Annotated in this window: 16 protein-coding genes, 1 pseudogene and 1 CRISPR repeat array (1 of these 18 only partly in view); of the genes and pseudogenes, 9 read left to right on the top strand and 8 right to left on the bottom strand. The window is 59.4% G+C overall.

What is annotated here, in order from left to right:
- Positions 1–265: 265 nt before the first annotated feature.
- Positions 266–468: pseudogene (locus tag MMG94_RS11560) on the top strand (transposase); the annotation flags it as partial.
- A 208-nt stretch (positions 469–676) separates the two neighbouring features.
- Here the strand turns inward: MMG94_RS11560 and MMG94_RS11555 are convergent.
- Both MMG94_RS11555 and MMG94_RS11550 read right to left on the bottom strand, forming a co-directional pair.
- Positions 677–2056 (bottom strand): serine O-acetyltransferase, encoded by a 1380-nt coding sequence (locus MMG94_RS11555; protein ID WP_085985253.1) that lies wholly within the window; start codon positions 2054–2056, stop codon positions 677–679.
- Positions 2057–2158: 102 nt separating this feature from the next.
- Complete coding sequence (locus MMG94_RS11550; protein WP_154419801.1) at positions 2159–2494, bottom strand: hypothetical protein; 336 nt, start codon at positions 2492–2494, stop codon at positions 2159–2161.
- Between the two features lie 587 nt (positions 2495–3081).
- On the opposite strand from MMG94_RS11550, the gene MMG94_RS11545 reads away from it, so the two are divergent.
- Positions 3082–3336: a phosphopantetheine-binding protein gene (locus tag MMG94_RS11545; RefSeq protein WP_154419803.1), complete on the top strand. Its 255-nt coding sequence runs from the start codon at positions 3082–3084 to the stop codon at positions 3334–3336.
- Positions 3337–3486: 150 nt separating this feature from the next.
- Here MMG94_RS11545 and MMG94_RS11540 read toward each other — a convergent pair whose 3' ends face one another.
- Both MMG94_RS11540 and MMG94_RS11535 read right to left on the bottom strand, forming a co-directional pair.
- Positions 3487–5166, bottom strand: a complete 1680-nt coding sequence (locus MMG94_RS11540) for a thiamine pyrophosphate-binding protein (protein ID WP_026016389.1) — start codon at positions 5164–5166, stop codon at positions 3487–3489.
- A 59-nt stretch (positions 5167–5225) separates the two neighbouring features.
- Positions 5226–7031 carry a long-chain-acyl-CoA synthetase gene (locus MMG94_RS11535; protein WP_040579362.1) on the bottom strand — a complete coding sequence of 602 codons (1806 nt, stop codon included), beginning with the start codon at positions 7029–7031 and terminating at the stop codon, positions 5226–5228.
- A gap of 338 nt (positions 7032–7369) precedes the next feature.
- Here MMG94_RS11535 and MMG94_RS11530 point away from each other — a divergent pair, with 338 nt between their 5' ends.
- The 6 genes from MMG94_RS11530 (at position 7370) to MMG94_RS11505 (ending at position 13577) form a co-directional block, all read left to right on the top strand.
- Positions 7370–8059 carry a hypothetical protein gene (locus MMG94_RS11530; protein ID WP_154419805.1) on the top strand — a complete coding sequence of 230 codons (690 nt, stop codon included), beginning with the start codon at positions 7370–7372 and terminating at the stop codon, positions 8057–8059.
- A 147-nt stretch (positions 8060–8206) separates the two neighbouring features.
- On the top strand, positions 8207–9505 hold the full coding sequence (locus MMG94_RS11525; protein WP_026016390.1) for an O-acetylhomoserine aminocarboxypropyltransferase/cysteine synthase family protein: 1299 nt from the start codon (positions 8207–8209) through the stop codon (positions 9503–9505).
- A complete protein-coding gene (locus MMG94_RS11520) occupies positions 9502–10464 on the top strand; it encodes a homoserine O-acetyltransferase/O-succinyltransferase family protein (RefSeq protein WP_154419807.1) in 963 nt (320 codons plus the stop codon). Before MMG94_RS11525 ends, MMG94_RS11520 begins: the two co-directional genes overlap by 4 nt.
- Positions 10461–11435 carry a branched-chain amino acid aminotransferase gene (locus tag MMG94_RS11515; protein ID WP_016920849.1) on the top strand — a complete coding sequence of 325 codons (975 nt, stop codon included), beginning with the start codon at positions 10461–10463 and terminating at the stop codon, positions 11433–11435. The genes MMG94_RS11520 and MMG94_RS11515 overlap by 4 nt, the downstream gene beginning before the upstream one ends.
- Before the next feature lie 113 nt (positions 11436–11548).
- Positions 11549–12859 carry an AMP-binding protein gene (locus MMG94_RS11510; protein ID WP_244415432.1) on the top strand — a complete coding sequence of 437 codons (1311 nt, stop codon included), beginning with the start codon at positions 11549–11551 and terminating at the stop codon, positions 12857–12859.
- Positions 12852–13577, top strand: a complete 726-nt coding sequence (locus MMG94_RS11505; protein ID WP_016920851.1) for an SDR family NAD(P)-dependent oxidoreductase — start codon at positions 12852–12854, stop codon at positions 13575–13577. The genes MMG94_RS11510 and MMG94_RS11505 overlap by 8 nt, the downstream gene beginning before the upstream one ends.
- A gap of 149 nt (positions 13578–13726) precedes the next feature.
- Here MMG94_RS11505 and MMG94_RS11500 read toward each other — a convergent pair whose 3' ends face one another.
- From MMG94_RS11500 to MMG94_RS11485, 4 genes are all read right to left on the bottom strand, one after another.
- Positions 13727–14044: a hypothetical protein gene (locus MMG94_RS11500; RefSeq protein WP_016920852.1), complete on the bottom strand. Its 318-nt coding sequence runs from the start codon at positions 14042–14044 to the stop codon at positions 13727–13729.
- 260 nt (positions 14045–14304) lie between these two features.
- Positions 14305–16047, bottom strand: coding sequence for a sulfatase family protein (locus MMG94_RS11495; RefSeq protein WP_244415434.1), 1743 nt, complete (start codon positions 16045–16047; stop codon positions 14305–14307).
- Positions 16048–16125: 78 nt separating this feature from the next.
- Positions 16126–16419 (bottom strand): HdeA/HdeB family chaperone, encoded by a 294-nt coding sequence (locus MMG94_RS11490; protein ID WP_016920854.1) that lies wholly within the window; start codon positions 16417–16419, stop codon positions 16126–16128.
- A 21-nt stretch (positions 16420–16440) separates the two neighbouring features.
- Positions 16441–16737: an HdeA/HdeB family chaperone gene (locus tag MMG94_RS11485; RefSeq protein WP_016920855.1), complete on the bottom strand. Its 297-nt coding sequence runs from the start codon at positions 16735–16737 to the stop codon at positions 16441–16443.
- A gap of 204 nt (positions 16738–16941) precedes the next feature.
- Between MMG94_RS11485 and MMG94_RS11480 the strand changes: the two genes are divergently transcribed.
- Entirely contained in the window at positions 16942–18051 is a 1110-nt protein-coding gene (locus MMG94_RS11480; protein WP_154419809.1) for an AraC family transcriptional regulator, read from the top strand.
- Between the two features lie 292 nt (positions 18052–18343).
- A CRISPR array of direct repeats spans positions 18344–20560; the repeat unit is 32 nt; unit sequence GTTTCGATCCACGCGCCCGCGAAGGGCACGAC (it continues 1346 nt past the right edge of the window).

Here is a 20560-nt window from a genome sequence, read left to right as displayed (position 1 = left end):
AGATCAAGCCTCGCCGCAAGCATTGCGCGTTATTTAGGCGCCGGGGGCCCAGCTCGACCGCCCCCGCCGCCAAGGCGTCGGCTCCAAAGGGGCCGCCAGGCGCAACCGCGTCGATGCGTTGTTGGCTGAGAATATCTCGCATTCGACTAAACCGTAAGGGAGTTCCCTCGGCTTTGTTGGGGTGGCGGTAGGAGTTTGACGTATTCAGCAGTCCACCGTCGAAATTTCCGGTTGTGAGCCGCCAAGCACACGACGAGGAAGTTCGATGGACGAGTATGAGAGCTTAAGTTACACGCGGAGGGACTGCAAATATCACGTAGTGTTCATTCCCAAGTGCTGCAGGAAAGCTTGTATGGCGAGTTGCGGCGTCATCTTGGAGAAGTGTTCAAAAGGCTGGCCGCGCAGAAGGAGAGCCGGATCGAGGAGGAGCATTTGGCGCCGGATCATGTGCACGTCACCGCGCCGATTCACGTTGGGCTCGATCTTTATATCAAGACCCGCGATTACCGATGCGAAGCAAAAATCAAACGTGCGCGAGAAAGGTGAACGTGTATTCAAGCGCGAACCGATGAGGTCTCCGCCAAACAAAAGTGTAAAGTCCGACCGGCTATTTCCGTATCGGCATAGGCGAAGGTTGCGCTTCAGAAAGCGACGGCGTCCTACCCATGCCGCGGCTCTATTTCCGCTCCTCATTACACCTCCGATGAGGGGCGATGTAATCTCGTGATCCAAAGCGGTTCACAATTTTCGCCGGCACTCCGATCACCGTAGCGAAAGATGGGACGTCTTCCACGACAAGCGAATTTGCTGCAATGACAGCGTCGTTTCCTATTTCGGTCTTACCAAGGACCACGGCGTTCACGCCGATATAGACACGGTCGCCGATGATCGGGGCGCCGCTCGTTATCCCCCAGCCTCCGACACCGATGGTGACGCCGTGAGAGATATTGCAGCAAGACCCAACGACCGCAGCCTTGTGAACAAAGATATTGCCGAAATGGCCGATATATACACCTGGGCCGATCGACGCCGAATGAGGCAGAGTGACGCCCGTCAGAATTACGATGAGCTTTTGCCACATCGTTAAGACGGCGAGGAGTATTCGCTTGATAGGCGACGAGAGGTCAGACCTGTAGACGGCTGATGCTATGCGATACTGCAACAACGCCCACAGGGCCTGCTCCGTTACGAAGACGATCCAAGACGACTGCCCCGCCCGATTCTCCCTATATCGATCGAAATCCTGCTTGAACACACTCCGCCATTCGAGATTCAAGAGCGGTTTGAGGTTTAGCTTGACGCGCGACGCCTCGTCGCCGAATGCTGTCCCATGTTCGACCTGCTCAGACATGGTCGACGAACAGGAGCCTGAAGTATCTTGGCCTTGGCTGTCTATTTGACGAAGGGAAATATTGTCGCTTGAGTCTTCCAAATTCACAATTTTTGCGGGTGTCCCCATCACGGTTGCTGAAGGGGGCACGCTTTCCACAACCAGTGAATTGGCTTCGATGATCGCGTCGTCTCCGACTTGGATTTTTCCTGCGACGACAGCGTTCGCCTCGATACGCACGCGATCGCCTATCACAGGCACGCCCCGCTGGCCGCTGCGCCCTGTGATTCCTATTGTCATGCCTGTAGAAATGCTGCAGTAGGACCCGAGCACGGCCGCCTCATGGACGAAGACGTTTCCGCCATGCGAGATGTAAAGGCCCTGTCCAATTGACGCTTTGTAGGCGATTGAGACGCCGGTCGCGATTTCAATTGGCTTTTGCCAAGCCACCATCACCATGAGAAGCGCGCGCTTAAGAGTCGTCGGCAGATTAGCCCGGTGGATGGTCGATGCGATCCGATACTGTAGCAGGGCCCAGAGCGCCGGTTCCGTCAAGAAAATGCGCCACGCGGCATGGCCGGGACGGTAATGCTTATAACGATCAAAATCCTCTGCGAATGCGCTCAGCCATGAAGGGGCGACGAGCGATTCGCGACGTCGCATGCCACCTCCTCCCACAGGCGGGCGCCTGCTCTGAGGAAGCGCTTGTGTTTCGAAATCGTTCATTCGTCCTTGCTCCTATCCGAGCTGTATCTGGTCTGCCGGTTTTGGCGATAAGCGGTCACCGCATCCTCGCTATGCTCTGCTGGAAGGCGTCCATTGTCCTGCTCAGTTACGAGCCGCCAGACAAGCCAACCCGCGGTCCTCGTTTTCGTGCAGAGCTGCAAGCCACTTCGCGGAAGCGTCGATTTGATCCGGAAAGGAGCGCGCGTAGCCAAACTCCTCGAGCAGCAGGGGCTTGCCCGCACCCCCGTAATCGATGGTGGAATGGCGATGTTGGACATGCGGTTGTAGATGTTGGCGCGCCCGCCGACGAGATGGTTCCCGTCCAGCGATTTCATAGGCCGACATCTCGGTTCCTCCGCCTTGGATGAACCGCGATTCCTTGACGAAATTCGCACCCGCCATCAAAGCTCCGATCAGCATGGACTCGGAAGGGTCCATCGACCCGCCCGACTCGATAATCAGCGTGACGCCGCCGGTCAGAGCCAGGAAACCGGCTCGAAGCGCGGCTCCCTTCCCCGGCTGGGTCCTCCAACACGGCTTTTGCGTCTCGGTCCCGCTCGCGCGCTTCTCTGACTGTGCCGTCCGTAAACACCCCGTCGACAATGATGACCTCGTCGATTCACTTCGGCGAACGAGGAAGTAGTTTAGGTAGATTCCTCTCCTCGTTGAGCGTCGGAATAATCGCCGAGACTCTCGGAATAACTATAGCTTTACGATGGTCATCCCGTTCGCTGAAAAATCGTTCCAGCAGCGAGCAGCCTTATCCTCTGGTGAATTGGATATTGCGCGACCATGCGTAATCTGTTTACACATCTTCAATTAGTTCAAAGATAATTGATATCTAACTTAGGTTATATGAGGATTTTCTTCCTACTACCAAGTTAAACGCTAAGAAAGCTCTCGATTCTCCTCGAACTCTATGGATATTTCTGTATACAACGAGTAGGATATTGCCTTAAACGACAAATAGTCACTGAATGAGACAGTCGATGCGGACAATGTCAAGTTAGAGTGCAAAAGCAAGAATGGGTGCTGGCATGCAAATAAGACAGGCAATCATATCAAAAATAGAAGCGCTTGCTTTGGAGCGTCAAATGGCGATCCCCTCTCTTAGAGATGATTCAGTTATCGTTGATCTGGGGTTAGATTCATTCCGTCTTGGGGTGCTCGTCGCACAGCTGGAAGATGAGTTCGGGTTCGATCCTTGGGCTTCTGGCCAAGTTGATTTTCCCGTCACTTTCGGAGAACTGGTTAGCCTCTATGAGCGTCACGAAACTTAGCTGGTTGCGCGGTCACGGCTCGGCGGGTTTCTTTCTCGTTGGGCTCGCTCTCTTGCAGCGAGACCGGCGCGCCGAAGATCGTCGCAAACGGGGTTCGCGGCGAAGTTCGCGCGACCTCGCCGCGACTTCTTGACGAGCTCTTAGTCTAGCCTAAAGTTTACTCGGCCCCGCCGCCCTGATCGCCGCAAGGCTTGCCGTCGGCGTGATGCGGTCGGGATCCATCTTCACATGCAGGATCGCCGGCAGCTTGGACGCCCGGGCCGCGCCGAAGGCTTCAGCAAATTCAGCCGTCCGCTCGACAATCGCTCCAAAGCCGCCGAAAGCGCGCGCAAAGGCGGCGAAGTCCGGGTTCTTCAGTTCTGTCCCGATGACGCGCCCCGGAAAATGGCGCTCCTGGTGCATGCGGATCGTGCCGTAGCTCGCATTGTCGCAGACGATGGCGACGATTGGCAGACCATATTGCGCGGCCGTGGCGAACTCCTGCCCATTCATGAGGAAATCGCCGTCGCCCGCTATCGAGAGCACGAGGCGATGGGGGAAGACCTGCTGCATCGCGACTGCCGCCGGCACGCCGTAGCCCATCGTCGCGGAAGTCGGCGCGATATGCGTGGCGAGACCGCAAAAGCGATAATAGCGATGGATCCAGGAGGCGTAATTACCGGCGCCGTTGCAGACGATCGCATCCTTTGGCAGATTGTCGCTGAGCCACATCATGACCCGTGCGAGATCGACCTCTCCCGAAGGCTCCGCCGTAGAGGAAAAGCGCAGATATTCCTCATGCGCGCGCTGGGTCTCCTCGCGCCAGGGAATGGCGCGCGGCGCGCGCAGCGCGGCCAGCGCGGCGGCGAATGCGTTGGGAGACGCATGGATCGCGAGGTCCGGCGCATAGACCCGCCCGAACTCCTCGGCCTCCGGATAGACGTGCACGAAGGTCATGCGCGGCTTCGGAATGTCGAGCAGCTGATAGGACTGCGACGCAATCTCGCCGAGCCGCCCGCCGGCGAGGATCAGGAGGTCGCTTTCCTGTACGCGCTTTACGAGGGCCGGATTGGCGTTGAGTCCGAGATCGCCCGCATAATGCGGATCAAGCGCGTCGAACAGCGGCAGGCGCCGATAACTCGTCGCGACGGGCAGATCGTACGCCGTCGCGAATTCATGGGCCGCCCGGCGCGCGCGCGCATCCCAACGCGTGCCGCCGAGGACGAGCAGCGGCCGTTGTGCGCGTTCGAGCAGTCGCTGCAGCTCGGCCATTTCGGCCGCTCCCGGCGCGGTGTCGGCGACGACATGGGCAGGATACGGCCGTTCCGCGATGCGCTCCTCAAGCATGTCTTTGGGCAGCGACAGCACGACCGGGCCGGGCCGGCCGGCGCAGGCGACGCCGAAAGCGCGCTGGACATATTCCTTGATCCGCGCGCCTTCGTTGACTTCGGCGACCCATTTCGCGTGGCCGCCGAACATCGCGCGATAGTCGACCTCCTGGAACGCGCCGCGATCTCGCACGAAGCGCTCGACTTGGCCGATGAACAGAATCATCGGCGTCGAGTCATGCTGCGCGACGTGCACGCCTGCGAAGGCGTTGGCGGCGCCTGGGCCGCGCGTCACGAAGCACACGCCGGCTTTACCCGTCGCCTTGCCGTAGGCTTCGGCCATCATCGCGGCGCCGCCTTCGTTGCGGCAGACGGTCAGGGGCAGGTTCCATTCGTAACAGGCGTCGAGCACGGGTAGATAGCTCTCGCCCGGCACGCAGAAAACGCGCTCGACCCCGCAAACGACAAGCTGATCCACGAGGGCGCGCGCGGCGCTGGTCTGCAAAAGGGAATGCGCCGTCATCTCGATTTCTTTCCTCACGGATCAAACAAGACGGCCTCGCGGTAGACGCATCCGCGGGGTCAATTCCGAGTCGATCCCGGTAGGTTTCGTTCAACCCCGTCACCGCAAATTCGGCGATAAAGCGAGTCGTCGAGCACCGCGTGGGCGGCGCCGGGCGGCGCAAAATACAGCATGTCAGAAACGAGTCGAGGATCGAAGCCCTGAGCGATGAGACTCGTTTTCTTATGCTTGTAGGTTTCAGTAACCTCCAAGGTCTGACTCAGCCTCAAGAAAAGTGGCCGAGCGTACGGCGGCAACGCAACTTCGATCTCGGCTCGGAACCTGTCTATATCAAAGTTTTCGTCAACGACCAGCGCGGCCATACCGGCCCGCCCTTCATGATCCGGCACCGCGACACCGTAGACCATTGCATCGCACACGCCATTGCAGCGGGCGAGCGCTTGCGCAACCTCAAAAGTCGAGACGTTCTCGCCTTTCCAGCGAAAACTGTCGCCAATGCGGTCGGCGAAGTAGAAGAAGCCGCGCGCGTCCTTTCGCATGAGGTCGCCGCTGCGCATCCAGGCGTCGCCCGTTTCAAACACGTCGCGGAGAATTTTTTTCTCGGAGTCCTCATGGCTTGTATAGCCGTCGAAGCGGCTTGCGCCCGGCGCGATCCTGGCGATGGCCTCGCCAACCTCGTCAACGTCACAGCGTACGCAGCGGCCCGCCGCATCTCGCAAGGGCTGCTCGAGCTCGTCGTCGGAGCGCACAAGCGCGATCTGCTGTTTGGCTGCAAGAAATGAGGGAATGCGGCCGATCGCGCCCGGCTCGCCCTCGATGTTGTAGAGCGAGAAATTGCTTTCGGTCGCGGCATAAAACTCAAGAATGCGCGGGATCGCGAAGCGATTTTGGAACGGCGTCCAGACGTCCGCGCGCAGGCCGTTGCCGATCGCCAAGCGCAACACGTGGCGGCGCTGCGCGTCGCAGTCGGGAGCGTTGAGCAGATAGCGGCACAATTCGCCGATATATTGGAACATCGTGCTTTGCGTTGCTGCGACGTCGCTCCAAAAACTAGAGGCGGAAAACCGTTTGCGCAGCACGACGGAGCCTCCGGAAAGCAGCGCCGACCAGACAGCGACAACGCCGCCGACCGAGTGATACATCGGCAGGCAGTTATACATGCGGTCTTGCGGACGGATGTCCGCGAGCCCCGAAAACCACAGACTCCAGTATAGCAGCCGGCGATGCGTGACGACGGCCGCCTTCGGCATTCCTGTGGTTCCCGAAGTGTAGATGTAAAGCGCGCTATCGCTCAAAGCGACCTCGCGCGCCTCGTTCGCATCGAGCGGCAAGCTGCTAAAAGCTGGCGGCGAATGACGAGTTTCGTCGGCGCCGTATAAATGCTGATACGGTGGTTGATGCAGAGACGTGCAGGCGTCCCGTAATGTCTCCGAGAACTCGGCGCTCGCTATCACGTGCTTCGCCTTCGCTACGAGCAGGGAATGCGCAAGCGCGGTCGGCGGCAGACTAGTGTTGAGCAAAGCGACGACGACGCCAACGCGCGTTAGGCCGAGCCATATCGCGGCGTAGTCCGCGCAGTTCCCCATCAGCAAAGCAACGATGTCGCCTTTTTGCAAGTCTAAGGAAAGCGCCCAACGCGCCCAGCGATTGCCACGCGAAGCGAGTTCCTCGAAGCTCAACTTCTCTTGGTCATCAAGAACCGCGAGCGACGCACCGTGCTGCGCGACGCACTCTTCGAAAAGCAACGGCAGGATACGATTGGGATGTGTCTCGATCGACGCGGTTCGTTGCAACGCACGCAACCAATCAGAATTTGCCGACCAGGGCGCGGCGCTTTGTACGAGATCGTGGGCGATAGCGCTCATTTTCCAGGTTCTCTTTTGTGGTTTCGCTTTTCTTTTCTTGCGACGTATTTTCCCGTCCCGAAGAAATCCTCTAGAACAAGGTTCTAACGCTGCTGCGACCCGGGCGGCTCTCTACTCGGCGGTATGTATTCCAATTTAAAAATAAACATCGGTCTCGATGCGGCGTGCAAGTCAGGAAATTACGTAATTCTCATAATCATTGCTGCGCTGTGGCCAGTAGATACGAGGCATATAACCTAAGTTAGATATCAAGCGATTCGCTAACAAGTTAAACATGCATCGTCAGAAGGGTGTGAGCGCGCTCGACCTATCATGATCGGCCTGCATAGGAGAAGATTATGAGCATTGCGACCCGCGTTACCACTACAACTGCTGAGGCTGGTCAAACGGGAGACATTTCATATGAGAAAGTGATTAGTGAAATTTGCGAGTTGAATTGGGAATCAATTTCTCAAGATGGCCTTGTAAACGTTGCGTGGGCTTATTATTATTTTTCGATTCAATTTTGTGAAAACGTGGGAATAGCCCGTATTCTCTACCCAAACGACGAGAGACTGCAAGAGCTAGACCAGGGTGAGCGTAATACGGATAACCTTTCTCCGTGGCCGGGAGTCGTCGAGACGGGTGAAAAAGTTGATCATTGCGAGTTCATGCGGAGAAGTCTTCTGCTCGCACCCACCGCGCTGCCCCGTCGCCGCCGACTCGAGTCGATTGGCGAAGCTTATCTTATGTTTGCTCGTTCCATCGACCCCGCGACGCGAGCGGTGAGTCTATCGAGCTATGAAGATGGCGGCCTTGAAAGAGTTTTTTTGAGCATGTTGCGAGCTCCCCATTGGGAGGGCCCGGTCCTGCAAGCTTTCAGGCATTTCTTGGAGGAGCATGTCAAGCTTGACAGTGATTCGGAACATGGTCATGGAAGTTTATGTCGGTTTTTGATTTCAAATTCTAAAGTATTCGACCTCTGGACAGCGTTCAAGCAAGTCCTTGTCGAAGCAGCTCCCGAACTTATGAAGTCGACGAATATTTAGTTAGTGTCGATGCAGGGCTGGGTCCGGCTGTCAGGACGACTAAGCGCAGGGTCCAGCTTTGTATTTCAAACTTTCAAATCGCACAGCTTTTCGCGCTCAGTAGAGGGAATGTGCGTGTTGTCGAAACCCACGTTAAGATCAAGCGCCCTGCGCGCCGACACGATCGCCGTTCATGGCGGCTTTCAGAAAGACCCCACGACGCGGGCCGTCGCAACGCCCATCTATCAGACGGTCTCTTACGAGTTTGCGAGCGCGGACGAGGCGGCCGCGCTGTTCGATCTCGAGATCGAGGGGTTTCGCTATAGCCGCATCGCCAATCCGACCACGGCGATCCTAGAGCGCCGCGTCGCCGAGCTCGAGGGCGGGGTCGGCGCGCTCGCCGTCGCCACCGGCCAGGCCGCGCTCTATTACGCCTTCGCCAATCTCGCCGATCACGGCGGCGCCGTCGTCGCGACGCCTCAGCTTTACGGCACGACGCACACGCTACTGCAGCACCTTCTACCGCGCCAGAACATAAATGTGCGCTTCGCGCAAGGCGATAAGCCCGAGGACATGCGCGCGGCGATCGATGACGACACGCGCGCTTTGTTTTGCGAGAGCGTCGGCAATCCGGCGGGCAACGTCTGCGACATCGCAGCAATCGCCGCAATTGCTCATGAACGCGGCGTTCCGCTGATCGTCGACAATACCGTCGCGACGCCAATCCTTCTGCGCCCGATCGAGCACGGCGCCGACATCGTCGTGCACTCTCTGACCAAATACATGGGCGGCCACGGTACGACGCTCGGCGGAATCATTGTCGATTCTGGCCGTTTCCCATGGAAGAAGCATGCTGAGCGCTTTCCGATGTTTTGCATTGCGGATGCGTCATATCACGGGTTGGTCTACGCGGATCATTTTGGTGAAATGGCCTACATCGCGCGGGCGCGCAGCGTCTACCAACGCACGACGGGCGCGGTCTTGCCGGCGTTCTCGGCGTTTCTGCTGCTGCAAGGCATAGAGACGCTCGCTTTGCGCATGGAACGCCATATCGAGAACGCCCGCAAGGTCGCCGAATTCTTGTCCCGTGACGCACGTGTCGCCTGGGTCAGCTACGCAGGCTCCGAAACCAGCCGCTATCACGCGCTTGCGCAAAAATACTTTGGAGGGCGCTGCCCGGCCCTGCTGACCTTCGGCGTCAAAGGCGGGTTGGATTCTGGCAAGGCGTTTCATGACGCGCTACGTCTCATCAAGCGCGTGGTCAATATCGGCGACGCCAAATCTCTCGCCTGCCATCCCGCGTCGACCACGCACCGGCAAATGACTCCGGCCGAGCAGGCGAAGGCGGGCGTCACTCCCGAGATGATTCGTCTGAGCATCGGCATCGAGCATTGCGACGATCTCATCGAGGATCTCGACCAAGCGCTCGCGGCAGCGTGGTCCTCTTCAAAGGCAGCGGCGGGATGACCCGTATGACGCTCATGGCGGCTCGCAAAGGCGCCCCAATCGAGATCGCGCTCGTCAACAACATGCCCGATCAGGCCCTCGAGGCGACGGTCGCTCAGTTCTCGGGTCTGGTGCGCATGGGCGCCGAAGGGCTCTCGGCTAATCTGCGGCTTTATAACCTGCCGAGCGCACGGCGCGGCGAAACCGCACGGCGCATACTCGCGCAAACGCATGATCCGATCGACGGGCTTTATGCGCGCGGAACCGACGCTCTGATCGTCACGGGCGCCGAGCCGCGCGCTCCGGACTTGAGCGATGAGTCCTATTGGGAGGAGTTCGCGCAGCTCGTCGCCTGGGCTCGCGCCAACACCTTTGGCGCGCTGTGGTCCTGCCTCGCCGCGCATGGCGCCGTGCTGGCGCTCGATGGTCTGGCGCGGCGGCGCGAGGCTGAAAAAATTAGCGGCGTCTACGCGTGTGCCGTCATGCAGGGAGACTGGGCGACGCAGGGCATGGCGCCCCTATTGAACATGCCGCATTCGCGTTACAACGGACTCGCTCGCGAGGATCTCGAGAGGTTCGGATACAACATCTCGTCATGGTCTGCGGAGGTCGGGGTCGACAGCTTCTGGCGACGTGAACCGAGCTTGTTTTTGTTCACGCAAGGGCATCCGGAATATGACGCCCAGACGCTATCGCGCGAGTTCCGTCGCGACGCGTTGCGCTACATCAACGCGCAATCCCAGACTTTCCCGCCAACGCCAAAAAACTATTTCTCGCCCATGGCGGAGCGCGGGATCGCGGATCTTAAGAAGACGGCGGATCAATCGCAGCGCATGCGGTTCTCGAAGGGCTTGAACGCGCTCATGGCGCAGGAAAAGCTGCAAGCCGTGTGGCGGCGCGACGCCGAGCAGCTCTATCGCAACTTTTTGTCTCAGGTCGCCTTTGAGAAGGCGACGCGTTCCCGGAGCACTGCGCTATGATCGACGTCATGACGGGCGCGCCTGCTGCGCCGACGCGAACCTGGACGTATTTCGACGGCGCCTGGCGCGAAGGCAATACCCAAATCCTCGGCGTTCGCTCGCATGGCGCGTGGCTCGGCTCCGTCGTCTTCGATGGCGCACGCGCCTTCGGAGGCTTGGCGCCCGACCTAGACAAACACCTTGCGCGCGTCAATCGTTCGGCTGTCGCGATGGGGCTCGAGCCCGTGGTCACCGAAGCGAGCTGGGCCGCACTCTGCGTTGAGGGCTTCGAGCATTTCGCGCCCGACGCCGCGCTCTACATTCGGCCGATGTATTGGGCCGAGTCGGGCTATGGCGGCGGCGTGCGGTTTGATCCGGCGTCGACCAACTGGTGCCTCACGCTTTATGAGGCGCCAATGCCGCCGCCGCGCGACATTGCGGTGACCCTATCTCCGTTTCGCCGTCCGACGGCCGAAACGGCGCCGGTGGACGCCAAGGCGAGCTGCCTTTACGCCAATGGCGCCCGGGCTCTTATGGAGGCGGCGAGGCGCGGCTTTGACAATTGCCTCATGCTCGACGCGCTCGGGCACGTCACAGAATTCGCCAACTCCAACGCATTCATGGTCAAGAATGGCGTAGTTTTCACACCGTTCCCCAACGGGACCTTTCTCAATGGCGTGACGCGCCAGCGCGTGATAGGGCTCCTGCGCAAAGCGGGCGTCGAGGTGATCGAGACCTCCCTGACATACGCGGACTTCGTTGCCGCAGACGAGATTTTTTCGACCGGAAACTTCCAAAAAGTCGCGCCTATCACGAGGATCGATACCCGTGAACTCGCGCCTGGACCAGTGTTCGGCAACGTGCGCGCGTGCTATCTGAGCTTCGCGAAATCGACTCATTACAAAGAATTATGCGGGGCTGAAAGCAGCATTTATGCAAGAGAGGGCGCGTCTCAAAACGAGACTAAAAAACGCGTTCTCCTTGAGAGATGAATTGCAATACTGGCTGAACAGTCCGAAAAACTCTGGAGGGCGCCATGACCCCTATAGACGCGTGCCGGTCCAAGCCGCGCAGTCTTTTCGATCTCATCTCGCGTCGCGAGGGATTGCGGATTCTCGCCCGAAATAGAAGCCTCCAGCGAAACGAACTCATTGGTTCGACCATAATCGCAGAGCGTCGCAACGAACTTGCTGGCAAATGCGTGCTCATCTCCGTTAGAGAACAGATCGATTGCGCGCGAGCGCTGATCGAACTCGACGGTTGCGCCGCACGGCTCGTAATTTTGCCGCCCGATTTCGCCGAAGAGCAGTTCGAGAGCGTGCTGACTCAAGCGGAGGTCGACGCTGTCGTCGCCGATGAACCGAACCCTCGCGGCGCCCGACGAGCCTATCGGGTCGGCGAGGCGGCGCACGCCCCCCCAGGTCGTGGTGAGCCGGTCGCGACGGAGTGGGTCCTGCCGACCTCGGGTACGACGGGTTCGCCCAAGCTCGTAGCTCATGGCCTTGAGCAGTTGCTTGGGTCAGTTCCGCTACAGGGCGACGTCTCGCCGCCCGTCTGGGCCACGTTTTACGACATCCGCCGCTTTGGCGGCTTGCAGATTTTCTTGCGCGCGTGCGCCGCCGGAACCGCGCTGACGCTTTTAGACCCAAACGAGTCGCTCGGCGAGTACGTGCAGCGCTGCCGGGAAAATAGCGTTACCCATATCTCCGGCACGCCTTCGCATTGGCGTCGCTTGCTGATGAGTCCGCACGCGCGAGATTTCTCGCCCGAAGCCATCCGACTCTCGGGCGAAATCGCAGATCGTGCGATCCTCGATGCGCTCCGAGTCACATACCCAGAAGCCAAAATCACGCACGCCTACGCCTCCACCGAAGCCGGCGTCGGTTTCGAAGTCTGTGACGGCCGCGAGGGCTTTCCGGCCACGTACCTGGAAAGCGACGGCTGTGTCGAAATGCGTCTCGAAGATGGAACGCTGCGCATCCGTTCGCCACGCGTGGCTGTGCGCTATGTCGGGCGGCCAGACCTTGAGCTGAAAAACGATGAGGGCTTTGTCGACACTGACGACATCGTGGAGCGCATCGGCGACCGCTGCTTTTTCAGAGGACGGCGCGCCGGCGTCATTAACGTAGGCGGCCTCAAGGTTCATCCCGAGGAGATCGAGGAAATCATCAACATGCATCCGCGAGTGCATATGTCGCGGGTCTCGGCCCGCATCAGTCCGATCACCGGCAATCTTACGACGGCCGAGGTTGTTCTGGACGACGCTGGCGCGCAGCAGGATAGCGGCGCACTCCGCGCCGAAATTCTTGAGCTTTGCCACTCGCGGCTTGCGCACCATAAGGCCCCGGCGACGATCACGTTTGTAAGGGATCTTGGGATCCTCGCTAGCGGAAAGATGGAACGCCGCCATGCGTAACGTGATCGTTACGGGCGCCAGCAGAGGTCTCGGCCTCGCCATCGCGCGACGTCTCGCTGCGGACGGCTTTCGTGTGATCGCCGTCGCCCGCAAGGAAAGCGACGGCCTCAAGGCGGCTATCGCCGCGGCGCCCGAGGGCGTCGTCTTTTCGGCCTGCGATTTGAGCGACGTTGAAGCACTTGCCCCTTTCATCGCAGGTCTCAAGAAGCAATTCGGGGCTCCCTACGGACTCGTCAACAACGCTGGCCAGAGCGTGGAGGGTTTGCTCGCCAACACCCACAACGTCCAAATTGAGTCCTTGCTGCGCATCAACTTGACCTCGCCTATCGTGCTGACCAAACACGTCGCGCGGCAGATGATGGCGGCTGGCAAGGGCGGTCGCATCGTCAATATATCCTCGATCATCGCTTCGACCGGCTACAATGGATTGAGCGTCTACGGCGCGAGCAAGTCGGCATTGGTCGGTTTCACGAAATCTTTATCTCGCGAACTGGGTCAGCTCGACATTACGGTCAACGCAGTGGCGCCCGGTTTCATTATGACCGAACTCACAGCAAGCCTTCCAGAAGATGATGTAGCCAAGATAGCGGGCCGCGCGGCCCTGCGACGTCTTGCGGAACCTGACGACGTTTCTGTCGCAGTGAGTTTCTTGTTGTCCGACGCCGCGCGCAACATGACAGGAACAGTGATTGCCGTGGACGCAGGAGCAAGCGCATAAGACCTGCTCGTCAGGATACATTTTATTGTTAGAAATTCCCGGTTCGCGGCGGGCTTGGACATCTTATTTGAGAATTTCCGAGGAGCTTTTCGCGCATAAACATTTAAATTGAGAAATCGTCGCTGTCGCCGAGGGCCGAGGCGGCGAGCTCATCGAAGCGCTTCAGAAGAATCCGCGCGCTGCTTGACGGGAGAGCGGGTATTACCCATGCGCTTCTGCGGGCCGTCCAGGTTGGAACGAATGTCTTTGAACTCGCACAAAACCTGCGGGGTAGGGGGAGTGTCCTTGCGGTCGAAGAAACCAAGCGCCGCGTCGGCCTGGCCCGTCGCGCCTCCTGCGCCCGGGCCCGCGACCTGGAACTGCGGATAGCAGGCGTAACCTTCGTCTGCGTGGGATTTGCCGCCCGGCGTGCAGCCGATCCGAAAACTGCCAATTATAGCCGAGCTGACCGCCAAACAGGAAACCATCAAGGCGCGCGTGAACGGTTCCCGTCGCGCCCGTCGCCGAGGCGGAGCCGATAGCCCCCAGAGAATTATCTACGAGATTGGCCGTCGACATGTAGACAGGAGGCGGCAAGGCAGCCGCTTTTTGGGATGGGGGAGGTCGGCGGCGCCCGCCGGCGAAACTGCAACGAGCGCCATTATGGCCAAAACTACACGCGTCTTCATAGGCTGAAACATTCAGCCCTGGAGCGAAGCAGATTTGAGGAAGGAGGAAAGGGGGACTGCTACAAGTCCACCCTTTTTATCGTCCAGTCGACGGTCGGGATATGCGGCAGTTCTCGCCCGTCATCCACTCCGATTTCATCCTTGATGATCGCTTCGAGTTTACCGCTCATCGTCATTATCAAATCAGCATTGGCCTTCCGGTCCGCAGCTAGGTTCTTTCCCTCGCGGGGATCGGTTTCAAGATCGAAGAGCTCGACGTCGTTCCAGTCAAACAGCTCGTCGATCGTCTTGGGCTTATTGTGGTCTACGGGCGCGAAATAGCGCGAAAATTTATAGCGCCCGTCGAAGACGGTGCGCAGCGTGCCCCGCTTCTTCACGTTCGGCCTGTATCCAGCTTTCAGGAGTTCGACGACGGGCTTTTTGCCGGCCATTTTAGCTTCCGCATTGATGCGATACACCTCATGGTCGTTCGTTCCGAGGCCGCTGTAGGTAAAGAGCACGCTATCACGAACGGAATGCGTTTCGGCGGCACGCGGGTTCGACAAAGCCGACGATATGTCCTTCCCGGGCAACTGGCGTCCCGCAAATTCTCCACGCTTCCCAGCTTCGACGCCGGCCATGGACAGAAACGAAGGCGCGAAATCGATGTGGCTGGTCAGAGCCCGGCAATCCTGCCCGCCCTTCACATCCGGGTGAACGATGTAGAGCGGCAGATGGATGGCCTCTTCATAGGCGAAAGGCCCTTTGCCGCGAAGACCGTGCGCGCCGGCGGCTTCGCCGTGGTCCGAGGTAAAGACGATGATCGTATTGTCGGAAAGGCCGAGGGTGTCGAGCTCCTTCAATATGACCTCGACTTGCATGTCAACGCTGCGAATACAGTTGACGTAATAATCGATGAAGCGGCGCCATCGCTGTTGTTCAGGGGGGACATGGCCGAGGACGTAGTCCCACACCTTCAGGAATTCGCCATGCGCTTTGGGACGGCCCGGCGCATCGAGCGGCTCCGTCCAGTTTTCCGGCAGGGGAACATTCCAGTTCGCCTTATAAAGGGGGTGATTAGGCGCACGCGCCGCGTGCATCATCAGGAAGCCCCCGTCCTGAACGGATTGTCCGGGCGTGTCCGTGTTGAAATACATCACATCGTGGGGATTAACGAGGCCGACCGTCAAAGCCCAAGGCTTTCCGTCATCCGAGAGCGGCTGTCCATGCCGTCGCAGCCATGTAATGGCGCTGCCCGCAATGAGATGATCGAAGTGGTAGCCACCGAGCGTGTGTCCGATAATGTCGCCGGGGCCAAAGAAATCCGAGAACCCGTATTCGTCCATTTCGCGCGTGAAGAGGCGATCGGCTTCCTCGGCGTCGATTTTTCGGCTGAGGTGCCATTTACCTTTATAGGCCGTATAATAGCCGGCCTTGCGCAGCATGTGTCCGAAGGTTGGAATTTTCGGAGAAAGGCTGCCGACATAGGGCACGTCGCAATTTTCAAACATGCCATTGTTCGGCGTCGTGAGGCCAGTCATCATGACGCTGCGCGACGATGTGCACATGGTCGCCGGGCAATAATGCTTGTGGAAGGTGACGCCACGTTTTTGCAGCGTCTCATGTGCCGGTAGAGAGAGGCCTGCCGGCCATTTCGGCCAATAGCGCTCTTGATCGGTGAAGATGAAAAGGATGTTAGGCCGCTTGGAACGCAGGCGTCGAACTCCCGGCGCTGATGTCGTCTGCTTTTGGGCCGCTTCAGCCGAGCCTCCGAGTGCCGGCGCCAATGTCGCAACAAGCATGGTCGTGGCGGAAGAAAGCAAATCGCGCCTTGTAGGCATTGGGGGGCTCCGTCAATATCTGCAAGTGTGGACCCGGCCAGTGGACCGGGGCCTCCTTTGTCACCGCGCGTTTTTCTGGACAGCTTCCATAAGGGACGCTTTCGGAAGCTTCTTGCAGTAGCGCTCGATCTTCTCGGTGTTGCGCTTCACATAGCGCGAGTCGATGACGGTCAGGTTGTTCTTGGACATGAAGTAACCGCGCATCCAGTTTCCGATGAAATCTTTGGTGTCGGCATCGTAGCTGGCAAAGTCCTTACATGTGATCTGAGACATCTCGATCGTGACTTGCGCGGTCGCCGGGGCGGCGATGGCGAGAGCGGCGACAACGCCAACAAAAATCAGATTACGGCTCATGTGATTCCCCGATCGTCTCTTTTATTTCTTCTCGGATGCGCGCTGCAGTCCCGCGAACACGGATTCGGACTTATTCGAGCCGCACCAATCGATCACGCTCGCGACGTTCTTTTGAAAAAGACCCACGTCGATATAGGTGCGTCCGCTTTTCTGTGAGAACCATCCGCTCATGAAGGCCGCAAAATCACTCTTGTCATCGGGCGACATAGCGAGAATTTCCCCGCAGGTAATCTTAGTCATGTCGATCTTTACCTGCGCCTCTGACAGCGAGGGCGCTAGTGCGCAAGCCAGGGCCAGCGCAGACATCAGCTTCTTCATCAGACTTTCCTCCTTGATGTGTCCACCGCCGCGCCGACCCAGAGGCCAAGTCACGACGTAAGCGAAAAATCTTCCTCGGGTTGGCCCGGGCGCATCGCAAGCCGAACCCGCGCGCAGCTAACATCGCCGACGCTTCCCTCTTTAAATCGCCAAACGGTGCAGGTATTGCCATTTCACGCCAAGATCCCTCAATTTAAAACGAAAATGGAGAGATTCCTGCAAAGCTTTAGCTGGAGGATCCAGGCTCAAAATCAACTCATCATAGGCGCGGTTCTTGAGATGTCTCATCGTTCCCCGGTTCGCGTGAGTATTCTGCATATGCTCCCGCAGCTCTTTGATCAAAGGGAGGGCCCCCTTGCGGCGGCCTATCAGAGGGCGGGGCTGGATTATTCCCTGAGCAATGGAATCATCACTCGGGCGCAGGCGCTGACGGTGTTCAACTATTCAGCGCGGCTGCTCGGCGTTGACGCATTCTCGCTCACATGCGCTTCCGCGGCCGACCCCGCTCGATTGGGTCTTTTGGGCTTGGCCCTGACTTCTGGCTTGACGCTACGCCAATGCCTGCAAAATTTATCGCGGGCTTTGCCCGCCTTTGAGGCGGGGGCGACCACCATTTTGTCCGTCCGAGGAGATGAAGCGTCTTTGAGCCATCACCTTTCGGGCGGCGACCCTAACGCCGCAGGATTTTTATACGAGGGGGTGGCCGCTTTTCTCGTCCAGGCGATCCGCAGGCTGATGGGGCCGGGGTGGCGCCCGACTCTGGTTCTGTTTCCCCATCGCCCGCCCCCAAGGGTGCAGCCTTTCGAAGAGTTTTTTGGTGCGCCAGTCCGATTCGAGGCCGCACAAACGAGCATCATCCGTTTTCCGGCCGCTCAACTCGACAAACGCGTCAGCTCCTTGCAGTCGAATGAAGCTTTGATGTGGGAGCAGCTTCAGCTCGGGGTGCGAGAGATGGCCTCCTTCGAATTAGCTGGAGAATTGCTTGTTGGCTCTTGCGAAAACATCATTGATTGCATGATGATGAGCGGGAAGGTTTCCTTACCTGCGGCCGCGCGCACGCTAGGACTTTCAGCCAGAAGCATGCAGCGCCAACTATCTGCGCTGGAGACAAGCTTCGAGGAGCTGACGGAACGACGGCGGCGACAAAAGGCGGTCGAACTGCTCGGAAACCCGAACCTTAGGGTCGCCGAAGTCGCTATTGCGCTCGGCTATTCGGACTCTGCTCATTTTATTCGCGCGTTCAGGAGGTGGTATGGCGAACCACCAGCACAATTTTCTTTACGAAGTAGGATGAGCGCCCGATTTTTTGGATAATTCTGAACCAGCTTGCGCCATAGGCTCCCCGCGTTCCGGGCTTTCTTTGCTGCACTCGCTGGAAAGTGGATTTAGCTGGCGGAGCCGGTTTCGAGCGCTCAGCTCTGCATTATCGCCCTGCCAGTCGGATTGCGGCGCTCATCAGCCTCGGCGAAGCGCGGGGATCGGCTCGAACCGCGGCGTCCTGTGGATTTGGCCGCAAGGCTGGCCGCTCCGGAGGCAACGCAACTGACTGCGTGCGGGCATTCCGAAGGTGACACGAGGCCATGCACGGCATGGAGCCCGAGGCGAAGTTTCGATCCACGCGCCCGCGAAGGGCACGACGGTGACGACGCAATGATGATCGCCGGCGTCATGACCGTTTCGATCCACGCGCCCGCGAAGGGCACGACGTCGACATGCGCTAGACCGCGATAGGGGATCGCGGTTTCGATCCACGCGCCCGCGAAGGGCACGACCCACCTCCGCCGTGACGCCGGTAGAGGCGGGATGTTTCGATCCACGCGCCCGCGAAGGGCACGACTCGTTTCCGGTTTCGAGCAGGCCATCCACGTCGGCGTTTCGATCCACGCGCCCGCGAAGGGCACGACCAGAATATGTCCAAGATGGGTCATACATGATCATGTTTCGATCCACGCGCCCGCGAAGGGCACGACCCGGGCACAAATTCTCAGCTTGGGAGATGTAACGTGTTTCGATCCACGCGCCCGCGAAGGGCACGACCAGGCGACGGAGACGGATCGCGCCTATGCGCGCGTTTCGATCCACGCGCCCGCGAAGGGCACGACCTTCGCCAGCGCGCCTGGAATGCGATGCGCATCAAGTTTCGATCCACGCGCCCGCGAAGGGCACGACTGGGCGTCGGCCGCGAGCTGTCGATCGCGCGGACGTTTCGATCCACGCGCCCGCGAAGGGCACGACCCGGGCGAGTCGATCGACGGCCTCGACATGGCGGCGTTTCGATCCACGCGCCCGCGAAGGGCACGACCTCCGGAAAAGCGCGGGACATTGTCGCCGATAAAGTTTCGATCCACGCGCCCGCGAAGGGCACGACGCGCCACATCTCATCGAGACGATCCATCTTCGCTTTGTTTCGATCCACGCGCCCGCGAAGGGCACGACTTCACCTTCACGATCGACCGGCGGTCCGGCCCGTTGTTTCGATCCACGCGCCCGCGAAGGGCACGACTTGGCGTTTCCGAATCCCAATCGCATCGTTGGCAGTTTCGATCCACGCGCCCGCGAAGGGCACGACGGTCGCGTTGCGCCGCTTGGAGCGCGCCGGCATGGCGTTTCGATCCACGCGCCCGCGAAGGGCACGACAGCTTGCCCGCGCCAGAGCCGACAACGCTGCGCTGTTTCGATCCACGCGCCCGCGAAGGGCACGACTCAGCGCCTGGTAGTGGCGCTGGAGGACGCGAAAGTTTCGATCCACGCGCCCGCGAAGGGCACGACGCGGGCGTCGCTGGGATCGCCGCGATCGTCGCGCGGTTTCGATCCACGCGCCCGCGAAGGGCACGACGCCGCCATGTTCATTTCGTGCTTTAATTTGCGCACGTTTCGATCCACGCGCCCGCGAAGGGCACGACGACAACCCCGCCGAAACGTTTCAGTCCGCGCCGCAGTTTCGATCCACGCGCCCGCGAAGGGCACGACCGGATCGGCGATACGCGCCGATCCGTCTCCGCGCGTTTCGATCCACGCGCCCGCGAAGGGCACGACGATGAGAATATAATACACCTTTGGTGTAATATGTGTTTCGATCCACGCGCCCGCGAAGGGCACGACGAGCGGCGCGCATATTGCGTTCAACGATTTGCTCGTTTCGATCCACGCGCCCGCGAAGGGCACGACCAAAAGGGGAGTTCTCAAGGTAGACCTTGAAAATGTTTCGATCCACGCGCCCGCGAAGGGCACGACGCGCTTATAGCTTCCTGCTCCTACGCCGGTAGATGTTTCGATCCACGCGCCCGCGAAGGGCACGACTGTCGCGCGCGATTTTTCGGCCAATATCACGGTCGTTTCGATCCACGCGCCCGCGAAGGGCACGACGTTCAGTCTCCATAAAACTTGCGCGGATCAGCGGGTTTCGATCCACGCGCCCGCGAAGGGCACGACATACATGCATCCGCGCTTAGCGCAGATCAAGAACGTTTCGATCCACGCGCCCGCGAAGGGCACGACTGTAATACAGCGCGTTGGCCCTTTGTCTTGGAAGTTTCGATCCACGCGCCCGCGAAGGGCACGACGCCGAGACGATCTATCCGGCCGACGCCAAATTCGCGTTTCGATCCACGCGCCCGCGAAGGGCACGACCCAGCGATCGTCGTCGATCTCGACGCGCAGCAATGGTTTCGATCCACGCGCCCGCGAAGGGCACGACACCACAGCGCCGCGAAGGTCCAAGTCCGAATACGAGTTTCGATCCACGCGCCCGCGAAGGGCACGACTGTCGACAATCCCGACATTTTGACGATGACGCGCGATGTTTCGATCCACGCGCCCGCGA

The organism is Methylocystis parvus OBBP, from assembly GCF_027571405.1.
GTDB lineage: Bacteria > Pseudomonadota > Alphaproteobacteria > Rhizobiales > Beijerinckiaceae > Methylocystis > Methylocystis parva.
This window is presented reverse-complemented; position numbering and strand designations above follow the sequence as displayed.

Bases quoted from the DNA above. Each gene is read 5' to 3' on its own strand.
- MMG94_RS11490 (WP_016920854.1), bottom strand. From the start codon at position 16,419: ATGAGCCGTAATCTGATTTTTGTTGGCGTTGTCGCCGCTCTCGCCATC.
- MMG94_RS11555 (WP_085985253.1), bottom strand. From the start codon at position 2,056: ATGAACGATTTCGAAACACAAGCGCTTCCTCAGAGCAGGCGCCCGCCT.
- MMG94_RS11520 (WP_154419807.1), top strand. From the start codon at position 9,502: ATGACCCGTATGACGCTCATGGCGGCTCGCAAAGGCGCCCCAATCGAG.
- MMG94_RS11485 (WP_016920855.1), bottom strand. From the start codon at position 16,737: ATGAAGAAGCTGATGTCTGCGCTGGCCCTGGCTTGCGCACTAGCGCCC.
- MMG94_RS11480 (WP_154419809.1), top strand. From the start codon at position 16,942: ATGGAGAGATTCCTGCAAAGCTTTAGCTGGAGGATCCAGGCTCAAAAT.
- MMG94_RS11505 (WP_016920851.1), top strand. From the start codon at position 12,852: ATGCGTAACGTGATCGTTACGGGCGCCAGCAGAGGTCTCGGCCTCGCC.
- MMG94_RS11515 (WP_016920849.1), top strand. From the start codon at position 10,461: ATGATCGACGTCATGACGGGCGCGCCTGCTGCGCCGACGCGAACCTGG.
- MMG94_RS11530 (WP_154419805.1), top strand. From the start codon at position 7,370: ATGAGCATTGCGACCCGCGTTACCACTACAACTGCTGAGGCTGGTCAA.
- MMG94_RS11550 (WP_154419801.1), bottom strand. From the start codon at position 2,494: ATGGACCCTTCCGAGTCCATGCTGATCGGAGCTTTGATGGCGGGTGCG.
- MMG94_RS11535 (WP_040579362.1), bottom strand. From the start codon at position 7,031: ATGAGCGCTATCGCCCACGATCTCGTACAAAGCGCCGCGCCCTGGTCG.
- MMG94_RS11540 (WP_026016389.1), bottom strand. From the start codon at position 5,166: ATGACGGCGCATTCCCTTTTGCAGACCAGCGCCGCGCGCGCCCTCGTG.
- MMG94_RS11500 (WP_016920852.1), bottom strand. From the start codon at position 14,044: ATGGTTTCCTGTTTGGCGGTCAGCTCGGCTATAATTGGCAGTTTTCGG.
- MMG94_RS11545 (WP_154419803.1), top strand. From the start codon at position 3,082: ATGGGTGCTGGCATGCAAATAAGACAGGCAATCATATCAAAAATAGAA.